The 12,463-nt window shown below is 60.7% G+C and carries 8 protein-coding genes; 4 read left to right on the forward strand and 4 right to left on the reverse strand.

Features of this window, described 5'->3' with window-relative positions; translation table 11 throughout:
- Window positions 1–12: 12 nt before the first annotated feature.
- Together ACILSR_RS28015 and ACILSR_RS28020 are read right to left on the reverse strand one after the other, a co-directional pair.
- On the reverse strand, window positions 13–2,991 hold the full coding sequence (locus tag ACILSR_RS28015) for a PAS domain S-box protein (RefSeq protein WP_395753125.1): 2,979 nt from the start codon (window positions 2,989–2,991) through the stop codon (window positions 13–15).
- A gap of 136 nt (window positions 2,992–3,127) precedes the next feature.
- A complete protein-coding gene (locus ACILSR_RS28020) occupies window positions 3,128–3,568 on the reverse strand; it encodes a 23S rRNA (pseudouridine(1915)-N(3))-methyltransferase RlmH (RefSeq protein WP_395753126.1) in 441 nt (146 codons plus the stop codon).
- 300 nt (window positions 3,569–3,868) lie between these two features.
- Between ACILSR_RS28020 and ACILSR_RS28025 the strand changes: the two genes are divergently transcribed.
- From ACILSR_RS28025 to ACILSR_RS28040, 4 genes are all read left to right on the forward strand, one after another.
- Window positions 3,869–4,492 (forward strand): hypothetical protein, encoded by a 624-nt coding sequence (locus tag ACILSR_RS28025; RefSeq protein ID WP_395753127.1) that lies wholly within the window; start codon window positions 3,869–3,871, stop codon window positions 4,490–4,492.
- A gap of 131 nt (window positions 4,493–4,623) precedes the next feature.
- Window positions 4,624–5,427: an MlaE family ABC transporter permease gene (locus ACILSR_RS28030; protein ID WP_395753128.1), complete on the forward strand. Its 804-nt coding sequence runs from the start codon at window positions 4,624–4,626 to the stop codon at window positions 5,425–5,427.
- A gap of 2 nt (window positions 5,428–5,429) precedes the next feature.
- Window positions 5,430–6,227, forward strand: coding sequence for an ABC transporter ATP-binding protein (locus tag ACILSR_RS28035; protein ID WP_395753129.1), 798 nt, complete (start codon window positions 5,430–5,432; stop codon window positions 6,225–6,227).
- Window positions 6,228–6,274: 47 nt separating this feature from the next.
- A complete protein-coding gene (locus ACILSR_RS28040) occupies window positions 6,275–7,324 on the forward strand; it encodes an MlaD family protein (RefSeq protein WP_395753130.1) in 1,050 nt (349 codons plus the stop codon).
- A 350-nt stretch (window positions 7,325–7,674) separates the two neighbouring features.
- On the opposite strand, the gene ACILSR_RS28045 is transcribed toward ACILSR_RS28040, so the two are convergent.
- Together ACILSR_RS28045 and ACILSR_RS28050 are read right to left on the reverse strand one after the other, a co-directional pair.
- Window positions 7,675–11,472 (reverse strand): peptidylprolyl isomerase, encoded by a 3,798-nt coding sequence (locus ACILSR_RS28045; protein ID WP_395753131.1) that lies wholly within the window; start codon window positions 11,470–11,472, stop codon window positions 7,675–7,677.
- Between the two features lie 227 nt (window positions 11,473–11,699).
- A complete protein-coding gene (locus ACILSR_RS28050) occupies window positions 11,700–12,350 on the reverse strand; it encodes an RNA polymerase sigma factor (protein WP_395753132.1) in 651 nt (216 codons plus the stop codon).
- Between the last annotated feature and the right edge of the window lie 113 nt (window positions 12,351–12,463).

The following is a 12,463-nucleotide window of genomic DNA, read 5'->3' on the forward strand; positions in this document are numbered from 1 at the left end:
CCGCGGCTTTCATCAAATCTCAGGCGTGCCGAGAGGAAAGCGCAGTTTGATTTCTGTACCCTGGTCCGGGTAGCCCTGGACGAAGAGCTGGCCGCGCATCTGCTCGGCAAAGACGGCGAGGATCTTGAGGCCGAGGCCGCTGCCCTCACCTGGATGAAACCCGGCGGGCAGGCCGATGCCGTCGTCACGGATGACGAGTTCGCCACTGCCATGGGTGTAGGTGAGCGTGGCCGAGATCTGCCCGCTGCGGCCGTGAGGATACGCGTGTTCGAAGCAGTTCGAGAGCGCCTCATTGAGCGTGAGGGCGAGAGGCATCAGCCACTCCTGCTCGATGGAGCCTTCCTGCACTTCCAGGTGCACGCGAATCTGCTCAGACCTGACTTCGTAGCACTCACGCAGGTGGGTCACAAGATCGCGCGTGAAGTCACTGAAGGTGTCTCCTTTGCCGAGTGCGACCTGATACAAATGCTGGTGCAGGGCGGCGATGGCGCGCACACGGTTCTGACTCGAGCGCAGCGCGTTGCGGGCGTCCTGATCGCTCACTCCATTGATCTGCATGTTGAGCAGACTGGAGATGATCTGCAGATGATTTTTGATGCGATGGTGCGTCTCGGTGAGCAGAAGCTTTTCACGCTCGAGATCGACGACCGGCCAGCGCTGGCTGGAGGGGGAGACCACCTGAAATGCCAGTGGAACAGCTGCTGTAAGCGCGGCGGCAGGCGCAGACGCGGGTGTTGAGGAAAGCAGTGCCGAGGCCGGTGTCTCGATCCTCGCCATGAAGTGGGAGGAAAGTTCGACGCCGCCGGCCTCCAGCATGCGGACGCTGGTCTGCACTTCGCCGCGTTTGCCATTGCCTCCAAAGAACGGACGCAGGACGACGGACTCAGGATCGGCGGCTTGTTCGGCGATGTCCGCAAAGAAGCCCGTGGCGTCCGACGGGCGGAAAAACTGGTGCAGCGGCCGCCCAATGGCAGCCGCAGACTCAAGACCAAAAAGCTGCTGCGCATGTTCAGTCCAGGTCCGCACACGGCCATTGGCGTCCGTGGTGAGGAGGACAGCGCTGGTGGGTCCGGAGATGGCGGCGGTAGAGCGGGAAGGCGGTGGCGCAGGCCGCACTTCCACGGGCGCGGCTGCAGCCACGGGATCCACGACCTGCTGCAGGTAATGGATGGTGCAATGGATCTCGCCCTGCGTGTCCGGCACGGCGGCAAGGTGAAGGATGGCGCGCGAGGTGGTGCCGTCAAAGCGCTTGATGCGCACGCCGAGGGCCTCTGCCTGCCTGCCGCTGCTTTGCAGGGAGCGCAGGGCATCGCGCCGTGCGGTGGCGCTTTCGGGCTCCAGCCAGGCATCGAATGGGTAGCGGCGCAGTTCGGACTTGGCCTGGCCGAGCAGCTCTTCGGCGTGCTGGTTCACCTCGAAAATGACACCCGCCTTGTCCGTCATGACGATGGCCACCGGACTTCCCTGCATCAGAGTGCGCAGCTTGGCCTCCATGCTGCGGAGCTGCTCCTCATGGCGCGTGTGCTCCGTAGTATCCTGAATGCTGACCAGCAGGCCGCCGCCGGGCAGCGCGATGGGATGAAACTCCAGCTCTTTAAGCAGTCCGTCCGCCGTGGCGAGTGACACCGTGCGTGTAAGCTGCCTGCGCCAGACGCTTTCACGCCATGCCAGCGCCACCTGGCTGCGGTGCTCTTCCGTGGGGCAGGCATGGGCCAGCCAAGTTTCGACGGATTGATCCGCCTCCAAAGGCCGGCCGAGCAGGCTGGCCAGGCGCTCGTTTTGAAAGACGGGCATGCCACGCTCATCCAGCACGAAGATGCCGATGGGCACGCCCTCGAGATAACTGCGCAGGCGGCCTTCGCGCCTGGAGAAAGCCTGCTGCGCCTCGGCAAGGGTACGCAGTTCCTGCCGCGCGCGTGAGAGCTCGTTCTCCGTACGCTTCAGGGCTTCATCATCCACCACGGGTGCCGGGGCAAAGACAGGAGGTGGAGCGGTGACCGGTGGCAGTGCTTGAGGCGCAGGCGGGGTGAAGCGCGTCACTCCCTCCACCGCGGTCTGGGCGGAGAAACCCATCAGCATGAACTGGCGGGAGGTATCATCGACGCCCTTGCGCGCCAGCGCGGATACCAGCCAGCGCGAGGGCGTGGCGGGATCCACAGCCGCATCATTGGGGTGGGTGATGATGCAGCCGGGCACGACGGCATGCTCCATCGTGGCACGCGTCAGCGCATCCAGCGTCTGCTGCCGCAGGCTGCTGTAGTCCCGGCCTTCGCCAAAGACTTCCCAGAAGCAGGTGGTTCCTTCCTGGATGCCCTTGTCGAGAGTCAGGTGGGACGCGGCCACGTTCGCACGCAGAATGGCCCCGTTGGAATTCAAGACCAGCATGGGAATGGCGCAGTCCAGCGGATCGGGCGACTTTGCCATCGGTGGAGCGCCACTTTCGTGATCCTCCATGGCAGGAGCGGCCGCGACCTGATCTTCCGAGTTCGACTGGCGCGAGCTGAACTTCTCGCAGGTGACCATCAGGCCGCCGACGGCAGCATCTCGCTTCTTGCGCCACGGACGCACTTCCCAGCGGTAGACCAGATGGCGGCCATCCGGCCCGCTGAGCGCATCGTGCTCGCTCCGGACGATGTGCCCCTGCAAGGCACGCTCGTACACCTGGCGCCAGCCGGGGTGGAGACCGGGAAAGATCTCATACTGGCTCTTGCCCACGAGCGGCTGCACTTGCTGCAGGCCAAATTCGCTGATCCATTGCCTGTTGGCCAGCATGTAGCGCATGCTCCGGTCAAACATGGCCATCGCCACCGGGGCATTCTCCACCAGCACCCCGAGCACCAGCTCCATGTCTTCGGACTCTGGCCTAGGAGGTTCCCCGGCAGCGGAGCTTACCGGGCGCTGTTCCTTGTCCCTTCCCTCATCACGCCCTTTCTCCAAAGGAGCAGTCTGCCCCTTGGGATGAATGACATTTTTAAGGACTGAGGAGGACATGATCGATTAGTTGAGAAAATTTGAAATTTAGGTTCTCCCAAGTTTATCAGCAAGGCGAAAATACAAAGAATTGCGACTCAGTTCAGCAATAAACGAGCCGGGAGGCAAAAATGATCAAGGTGTTCGTTCAGTAAATTCATTCGCGATGATAAGGCTCTCTCCGGATAATGGTATAAGCGCGATAAATCTGCTCCATCAGCACCACCCAGGCGATGTCGTGCTGCAGGGTCAGGGTGGAGAGTGACCACGTGACTTTGGCCTTGGCGCGCAGCTCCGGCGAGTGCCCGTCCGCACCGCCAATCACGAGGCAGATCTTCTTTCGCCCGGAGATCTCCTCGTTTTCGATCCACCGGGCCATTTCAGTGCTGCGCAGCTGCTTGCCCCGTTCGTCCAGCAAGACACAAAGGTCCTGGCCGCAGGCGGCTTCGATCTGCTTTTCCACACGGTCCAAAGGTCCCTCCTTGATGATCACATGCTCAAACTGGCTGTAGTGCTGAAGTCGTTTGGCATAGAGCTCCACCGCCTCTTTGACCCAAGGGTGCCCCGGTTTCCCCACAGTGATGATGCGCCATTGCATGCATGAATGGAGAACGGCTTCCATGCACATACAAGGCGAGGGATGATATTATGGCCATTTTAATAAAAATGAATATTGTTGAATACCGTTACCATCCTTGTTGTTGCATAATTTAAAAAGATCGTTAAAATGAGAATGCTAATTCAAAAATAAACAGTTCCCTTGCCTATGTCACAAGCATCCTACCCAACGGTCCGTCTAGCCACAGCCAGTCTGGCGGGCCTCATGCTCGCATCCTGTGCCATTCCGCCTCGCGAAGCTTGGCATGAGATCCAAAGTCGTGGGCTCATCACCTACTACATGCACAAGGAAAGCCGTCCGCTGGGCTCGACTGCTGGCACCAAAAACTTGGTCCAGACCACACCGGCTCCAGTGCAGGCTCCCATGCCGTCTGTCGGTCCCGACCGTCCGGCTACGCCGCCTCCAGCGATGCTGAACGCCTCCACGATGCCCGTGGCCCAGGCAGTGCCAGACCTTCCCGGTTATGTGCGCACTCCGTTCACCAATCCTCCACGTCTGGTGGATGTGCGCGGCATGTCCCCGGGTTCCAAAGTGGTGTGCCCTTACACCCAGCGTCCCTTCCTGGTGCCTGGCAGCGTGAGCGCCTCCACCAATATCGCCGCCAACCGTCCGAAGCCGCAGCCGGCTCCAGATCGTCCGAAGACAACTCCCGTGGATGCCAATGCCAACGTGGCTGCGATGACCAAACCCGCTCCTTCCGCACCAGCCACCACGGCCCCAGCCCCGGCTCCGGCCACTGCAACGCCTGAACTGCCCTACGGCACGCCGATCGCCGGCCGCCCTGGTTTCGTGAACAGCCCGTTCGCCGCCAAGCACCAGCTGGTGGATGTGACCGGCCTGCCCGTCGGCATGGAAGTGAAGTGCCCCTACACTGGAAAGCTCTTCCGCGTGCCACCACAGTAGCACCCGCATAACTCAATTCGCACGTCAGTGCCTCAGCCCCGTCTGGAGAGATCCATGACGGGGCTTTTCATTTCTCCCCTGACGTACCGTGATTTGCTATGAGGCCAACAACATGCGATGGTCGGAGCGTAATGGATTTCCCCTCAGGCCTGCTGACACTCCCCGGCCGCACCTTCTTACATTTTCTTGCCTACCTCGGACAACTCGCGGAACTCATGCGCGAGCTCTCGATCGCCGTGCGCTCGGGCGTGTGGCGCCTCAGACTGGTCGCGCAGCAGATCGTGGCGATCGGCTACGGTTCCCAGGCGGTGGTGATTGTCACCGGAGCCTTTACGGGGGCGGTGTTCACCTTTCAGAGCTATGCCAAGTTCAAGGACTTCGGCTTTGAAACGACGGTGGGTGCCGTGGTCTCCGTGGCGCTGTGCCGTGAGCTCGGCCCTGTTCTGGCGGGGCTGATGGTGGCCGGGCGCGTGGGCGCTGCCATGGCGGCGGACATCGGCACGATGAAGGTGACGGAGCAGGTGGACGCCCTGCGAGTGATGGGGGTGCATCCGGTCGATTATCTCGTGCTGCCGCGCTTCCTGGCGATGATGGTCTCCATGCCCTTCCTCGTGGCGGAGAGCATTTCCTTCGGTCTGTTTGCCTCCTACCTGGTGACGAGCTTTGGTTATGACATGCCTTCCGCGTGGTATCTCAACCACATGCTGGAGCACACCAACATGGACGACCTCAACATCGGCATGATCAAAGGCTTCGTGTTTGGCATGCTCATCACCCTGATCTCCTGCCATCAGGGCCTTTCGGCAGAAAATGGAGCGGTGGGAGTCGGCGCCGGCACCACCCGTGCGGTGGTCATCTCCTCGCTGGTCATGCTTATCGTCAATTTCTTCCTCTCCCTCCTGCTCAACTACATTTTCCCCATCGGCACCGTCTGACCATGGCTGACACTCCCCCCAGCTCGACGCCGTCCCCTGCAGGCAATGACGGCAGCACCCACTTCATCGAACTCCGAGGTGTGTACAAACGCTTTGGCAGCCAGGAGGTGCTCAAGGGCATCAACCTCACCCTGCAGCATGGCGAGACGCTGTGCATCATCGGCCCCAGCGGTGAAGGAAAGACGGTGATGATGAAGCATATCATCGGGCTGATCAAACCCGACCGCGGGGAGATCTACGTGGATGGCGTCCACGTGAACCGGCTCAAGGAGCGTGAGATGGCGCCCATCCGCAAGAAAGTCAGCATGCTCTTCCAAGGCGCCGCACTGTTTGACAACCTGACCGTGGAGCAAAACGTGGCCTTCCCGCTGCTGGAGCATGGCGTGCGGGACCGCGAGGAGATCACACGCCGGGTGCGCGAGGCCCTGCAGGCGGTGGACCTGGATGAGCACCGGACCAAATACCCCACCGCGCTTTCCGGCGGCATGCGCAAGCGCACCGGCATCGCCCGCGCCATCATTGACCACAGCGAGTGCATCCTCTACGACGAACCAAACTCGGGTCTCGACCCCATTGGCTCAGACATCATCGACAAGATGATCGCGCGCATGCAGAAGCGCTTCAACATCACCTCCATCATCGTCACGCATGACATGCGCAGCGTCTTCAAGATCGCCAGCCGCGTGGCCATGCTGTATCGTGGTGAAATCCGCTTTCTGGGCACGCCCGATGAACTGCGCAATTCGGACGATGAAATCGTGCAGAATTTCATCAACGGCCGTTCTGACATCACCGGTTGAACCCGGCTTTTTTACCCCCATTTTATCCTTCCCCCTCCCCCTCTCTCATGATCGACAGCGACAAGAAAACTGAAATGCTCGTGGGTCTCTTTTTATTCGTCGGGCTCTTGCTGCTCGGCGGGCTGATCCTCACCTTTGGACGTGTGCGTGAGGTCTTCAAAGACACCTACCACCTGCGCGTTGCCTTCCCCAATGCATCCGGCATCAAGGAGGGCTCTCCGGTCTTCCTGGGCGGCTCCCGCGTGGGCAAGGTGGACAAAAAACCGCAGCTCAACGAGACCTTCACCGGCGTCATTCTGGATCTGGAGCTCTTCAAGGATGTCATGATCCCGGCAGATGCCACCTTCGCCATCGGCTCCGCGGGCCTGATGGGAGATGCGCTCGTGGAGATCAAGCCGTCCGGCAAGCTGACCGATGTTTTCCTGCCGCATGATTATGACAAGATCATCGAAGGTGAAAAAGGCGGCGGCCTGAATGATCTGCAGACGCAGGCTGAAAAGGTCGGCAAAAAAGTCGATGTCGTGCTGGACGATGTGCGCGTGGCCCTGAAAGACGTGCAGGACGCCATGGGCAAGGTGAACAAAGATGCGCTCTCCGACACAACGATTCTCCATTTTAAAGAGGGCATCGAGCACCTGAACAACACTCTGAAGCGTGTGGATGACAAGGTGCTGGGGGAGGAAAATGCGCAGACGCTGAAGACCGCGCTGTCTGAACTCAAGGACGCCGCCACCAGCTTCAAAAGCGCCGCGAAGAACATCGAAGATTCGAGCAAAAAACTCGGCCCCATGTTTGACAAGCTGGACCCCGCGATCGCCAAGGCGGACAAAGTCATGGCCGAAGCCGACGCCTCCCTGCAGTCCATCAAGAAAGCCGCCGATGGCTTTGCCGCCGCCGCTGCCAACATCACCGCCGGCAAAGGCCTGCTGGGAGCGCTCTCCAACGATCAGCGCCTCATGAATGACTTCCGTGATCTGATTTACAACTTCAAGGTGAACGGCCCGCTGTGGTACAAGGACACTGCGGAAAAGCTCCGCGCCGAAGAAGCCAAAAAACACCTGGAAGAAGCGCCGCCGAAGAAGGGCATTTTCCGCTGAAGCATTCTTGAAATGCGGAACGTGTGCCCTGCCCCGTGAAAACGGGAGCAAAGCTCTTTGATCCCAATCGCCTTTGAAAAAAGAGCCTGTATTGTGAGGCCGGGCACTTCGTGCCGAGTCATCGCTCTGGAGGAGGGGGACCATCTTGGACCTCCGGTTTGGGAACGATGGGCCGGGCGAGAGCATGAGGGATCAAGATGATCCAACTCCTGTCGGAATCGCTGCGCCGGGCCCCTGATTCCGGGTCTATCTCATCGCAGGCACCCAAAAAGGTTCGCCGTCCTTGGCGCATGGAGAAACCGAAACTCCGATGCGCTCGCGACCGATCCGCCACCCCTGATCCCTCGCCATCACGGCGGTGGAGAGACGGAAATGCGGACGAACTTGGCGGTGGCGCTGTTCGTCGGAATGACCGCCTTCACCTGCTGGGTGGTGCCGTCATCGCTGAGGACATTCTGCGTCACTCCCGTGGTGCTCCAGCTGCCGGAGGCAAAGGTGGTGCTCCATTCCACATTGATGACCAGACCCGCGTTCACCGCGGCGGTGCTGCGGGAATACGTGTATTCAAAGTTCGCTCCATTGACGGCCGCGGTGTAGTTCAGCTTGCTTGAGGTGGTGGGATTGAGGTTCAGGGCATACTCCACCAGGTTCGGGATGCCATCCTTGTCATAGTCCGCATTGTCCGCCGTGTCGCCTGAGTTGGCAGTGGTGCCGAAGTACGTCTGGCGCCAGTTTTGCAGGGAACTCAGGGTGGTGAAGGTGGACACCGGCGTGCTGTAGGTCGTGCCAGTATTGTTCGTGGCGTAGGCCTTGAACGAATAACCTGTTCCAGGTGAGAGATTTGTGACGGGAGCGGTGAACACCCCGGTCGTTCCTGTGGCGACAACTTTGGCCACGCCAACTCCGCTAATGATGGGATCGCCATTCGTGGTGGTGACGGAATAAACCACACCACGTTCGGTGATCGCCGCGCCGCCATCGCTGGTCACATTGCCGCCGAGAGTGACTGTCGTGGCGGTTAAGCTCGCGCTGGTGGGCGTCGTCACGGTAGGAGATTGAGTGCTGGTCGTGAAGGTAGATACCGGTGAGGTGTAAGTAGTACCAATGCTGTTGATGGCATAGGCCTTGAAGGAATAACCAGTGCCGGCCGAGAGGCTCGTGACCGGAGCCGTAAACACGCCCGTCGTTCCTGTTGCGGTAACTTTGAACACACCTGCACCGTTGATGATCGGATCGCCGTTGGTTGTGGTGATGGAATAGACCACGCCGCGTTCAGTGATCGCCGTGCCGCCGTCACTCGTCACATTGCCGCCGAGAGTTGCTGTCGTGGCTGTGATGCTGGCGCTGCTGGCGGCAATAACCGTAGGAGCCTGGGTGCTGGTGGTGAATGTCTCCGCCGGACTGGTGTAAGTGGTGCCGACGCTGTTGATGGCGTATGCCTTGAAGGAATAGCCGGTGCCGGGGGCCAGGCTGCTGACATTCGCGGTAAACACACCCGTGGTTCCGCTAACGGGGAATTTGACAACGCCCGGACCATTAATGATCGGATCGCTGTTCGTGGTGGTGACAGAATAAACCACACCGCGTTCGGTGATCGCCGCGCCGCCATCGCTGGTCACATTGCCTCCCAGCGTTGCCGTTGTGGCAGTGATACTGGCGTAGGTAGGAGTGGTGACAGTGGGCACCTGCGCGTTGGTGGTGAAAGTCGAGACAGATGTGTAAGTGGTACCGATGCTGTTGGTGGCATAGGCTTTGAAGGAATAGCCGGTGACGGGGGAAAGTCCGGTGGCGGAGGTGGTGAATACACCCGTGGTTCCGGTGCCCACGAATTTGGCCACGCCGGTGCCACCAATCGTTGGACTGTTGTTGACGGAGGTGATGGAAACCACCACGCCGCGCTCGGTAATCGTGGATCCGCCGTCGCTGGTGACATTGCCGCCGAGCGTTGCCGTCGTTGCGGTGATGCTCGCACTGGTGGGGGTCGTAACCGTGGGCCCCTGGGCCACAGTGACGGCAAAGGTTTGAGACACGGTGTTTCCATCGAGATCCGTCGCCGTCACTGTCACATTGCTCTGGCCGTTGGCGGCGCCAGTGATCTGCAAGGTGCTGCTGCTGTTGCCGGAGCCGTCCACCACTGTGTTAATGCTAGCAGTGACTGCGGAGGAGTTCGTGTTGCCAGTGATGGCGTAAGTCATCAGCGGCACATTCTTGGTAGCGGAGGTGATGGAGACCACCTTGGTGGTGTCCATGGCCGCGCTGCTGCTGGAGAGCGGCCAGTCGGTGAGCGTGGTCGTCGGGGACCCGCCGACATTGACCAGCGAGTCCACCATGGGGAGCGCAGCGATAGCCTCTGCGACAGCCAGGCCATTGCCAGCGACACGGGCGAAGGCGGTGAAGCCGCCGTTTTGGCTGTCAAGGTTCCCGCTGTTGTCCGCGAGATTGACGAAGAACTGATCGGTGGCGCTGTTAGGATCACTGCCAAGCTTGGCCATGGCCACGGTGCCGCGGGTGTTGGAGTTCACCGGTTCATTGTTGGGCGAAGGTGCGGTGACGATGGAGGAAAAGTTATTCGGCGAGGACTGCACCTTGAAGGCGCCGCCTTGCACAATGAAGCCAGGAATAGAGCGATGGAACACGGCGCCATCGTATTTGTTTGTGGTATCAGAGACGCCGAAGTTGCGGATGTAGCTGAGGAAATTGGCCACCGTCAGCGGTGTCGCGTTTTGAGTCGTCGTGGCCGTGTCGTAGAGGATGAAGTCCATCGTGCCCTGGCTGGTGACGAGGCGCGCCGCCGAGGTGGTGTCGGGGTCGGTGAACTTGTCGGAGAGAGGAATACTGGCATTGCCACCGGTGGAGACGGACTGGGCCGTGATGGCCGTGGCGACCGTGGGAGGCAGCACGACGCGCAGCGTCAGGGTGGTGCTGGCCGTAGCACCGCCGACAAAGCTGGCGGTCATGGGGCAATTGGTCACGCCAGTCGCCGTCGGGGTGCCAGTGATCTGGCCGGTGGAGGAGTTGAAGCTGAGACCCGCCGGCAGATTGGTGATGTTCCAGGTGCTACGGGCGGCGGCCGTGGTGACCACCGCCTGATAGGTGAAGGCCTGGTTGTAGGGGATCTGCTTGTAAGTGGCGCTGGTGAAGCCGTCCTTGGTGGACTTGGTCACCACGGCGGAGAATGCGGAGCTGCTGACCGTGGCGCCGTCGTTGTAAATGGCGCGCACTTTGAAATCGTAGGACTGGTTGGGGCTGAGGCTGGATTGTCCCGGACCGAAGCCGCCCAAGGTGATGCTGGTGGCATTGGCGCTGGCGGAGCCGAGTTTCTTGAAGTTGTTTGCCCCGGCGATGCTGTACTGGATTTCATAACCGGTCTCAGCGCTGGAATTGTCCGCCCAGGTAAAAGCCACGGTGGAGTCGTTTTGCACGGTGGCGGTGAAAGCCGTGGGTGCAGTGAAAGGAGTGCTGATGGAGTAGGTGTTTGAGTAGGTAGTGTAAGCCGTGGGGCTGGTTGAGGTGCCCTGAAACCCACGGATGCGGAACTGATACGCGGTACCGGGCGCCAGTCCGGGGAAGGAGACGTTGGACACGCTTGCACCGGTGTTGCCTCCGGAGGCAAAAGTACCGGACGTGCTGTACTCGTAGAAATAACCCGCCTCAGAATAAGAATTGTCCACAACGGCAAAACGAACGGTCGTTTCGTTGGTGTTCGTCATCGTGGCGATCGCTGGCGTGCTGAACGATGCCGGAATGACAGTGATCGAATTCGTGGTGGTGGACATGTTCCCCGCCGTGGCGCTGCCGGCGTAGGAGGCCACCTGAAAGGTGTAAGTGACGCCCTGCGTAAGGAGAAGGCCGACGATCACATTGCCGGTGCCGGCCGTGGTGGCGGTTGTTTGATTGGTGTTGCCTGAGAGCACCTGGAGATGCTGGGTGGAGCCGCCGTTCGCGGTGTAGGCAAAATCAAATCCGGTTTCGTTGGTGGAATTGTCATCAAACGAGAAATAGACAATGCTTTGGCTGTCCTGCACCGCCGCACCTAGCGCAGCCGGGGCATTGGGCACAAAAGCATGCGCCGCCGCGGTGAAGAGCAGGAGACAGGAAGTGGCGAGGAGCACACGCAGATCCCTGAGGGGAGAGGAGACGAAGGCCATGGTTGGAAAAATCTGGAAGGAAAAAGGCGGCGAGAATAAGCGCACCTGCCGCTGCGCGCAATGCTGGAAGGCATGGCTGTGGTGGTGCCCGGTAGCAGACACTCCGGCGCGCTAAATGTTCAGAGTCCACACACTTGTAATGCAAACCTTTACAGTTACGCACCTGGTCCCGCCCATGGGGCTGCTGTTATCTGCCAGACGATGTGACAGGACTGTTAAAAAGCGGTTTATGCCAGCACCGCATGCAGGGTGCCTTCGTCTTCACGGCATTCCGCCAGGATGAGCGCCCGCAGGCGGCGCTTGGCCCGGTGAACCGCTGTGCGCAGCGCCCCGCTTTGCGGACGGGCGGCGCGGCAGCCTCTCACGAGGTTCTCCTCCAAGGCGCTCCAGATTTCTCCCCGGCCCTGGGCGCGCAGCTCCACGCAGCAGGAATGCAGCGCACGCTCGATCACCCCCCTGGCCCAGTCACGGTCCATCTCATCGGACGGGGAGGCGTGGGTGTCCGCCACATCGATGTTTTCACCATTTTCATCGCTCAGGGAAAAGCAGATGGCGCCGCCGCCGCGACGCTGGCGGGTGCGGTGCTGCCAGCGCTTGATCAGATGGGTGCGCAGCCGCGCAAACAGGAAGGCCGCCTGCTCACCGTGGTCCGCGATGGCGGCGGCGCGCTCGTGCTGGCCCTGGGCGACGAGCTTGGCAAACAGCTCCTGCACGGCGTCTTCGGCATCGTGCATCTCGCAGCCACGTGCCCGGGCGAAGGCGCAGAGCACGGGCCAGTGGCGGCTGTAAAGCAGGGAGGTGGCATTCAGGGCGGATGAATCCGTGGTATGGCTGTGGCTGGGGCTGTAGCTGGGGGCGTGGTCTTCTCCGAGGTGCATGGCGGTGAGGGGTGGTTCTGCAGGTATTGGAGCAACCGCGCATGACGCCCGCCTGTGGGAGCACATTAATTGGCATTTATCTTCGTGCGTGCCGCTGCGGTCCGCGTGAGAGT

It is taken from the genome of Prosthecobacter sp. (genome assembly GCF_044222565.1).
In the GTDB taxonomy this organism is placed as follows: domain Bacteria; phylum Verrucomicrobiota; class Verrucomicrobiia; order Verrucomicrobiales; family Verrucomicrobiaceae; genus Prosthecobacter.